The following is a 592-nucleotide window of genomic DNA, read 5'->3' on the forward strand; positions in this document are numbered from 1 at the left end:
GCCTCTTGCATCAAGCTGCCGATCAGAATGTCGTCATCCAGCCTGGATCAGGCGCTCCTATCCGGGCGCGGCTTAAAGGCCAATTCCCGCGCCATGGTTTCATAAAGCTCCCGCGCCTTAGGGGTGTTTGCCGGCGGCAACACAACCTGGATGTGCAGCAGCAGATCGCCTGGTGGATTAGCGGGGATGCCTTTGCCGCGCACGCGTAGCTCGCTGCTGCTCTGGGCGCCGGCGGGAATGCGCACCTTCAGCTCGCCCCCAGGTAAATCAATGGGCACCACCGCCCCCAGCGCCGCCTCCCATGGCGCCACCGGCAGGACAAGGTGTAGATCGCGTCCCTTCACCTTCAGTTGGTCGTGCGGTTTGAAATGCACCTCCAGAAAAAGATCCCCCGCCGGCGCACCGCCGATCCCCGGTGCACCCTGCCCGCCCAGGCGGATGAGCTGACCTTCGCGAACGCCTTTGGGAATTTTGACGCTGAGGGTCCGGCTCCTGAGCTGCACCCCGCCCTGGGCGTCCACGCTTGGCACCTGCAGCGAAAGCTGACGGGTGGCGCCGGTGAAGGTGTCTCCGAGGTCCAGCAGCACCTTGG

The 592-nt window shown here is 64.7% G+C and carries 1 protein-coding gene; it reads right to left on the reverse strand.

Features of this window, described 5'->3' with window-relative positions; genetic code table 11:
• Positions 1–47: 47 nt before the first annotated feature.
• Positions 48–592: DnaJ C-terminal domain-containing protein (locus ACGLHR_RS52120; protein ID WP_400104003.1), on the reverse strand; the 545-nt coding region annotated here is incomplete at its 5' end.

The organism is Cupriavidus sp. CuC1, assembly GCF_044627735.1.
GTDB classification, from domain to species: Bacteria; Pseudomonadota; Gammaproteobacteria; order Burkholderiales; family Burkholderiaceae; genus Cupriavidus; species Cupriavidus ulmosensis.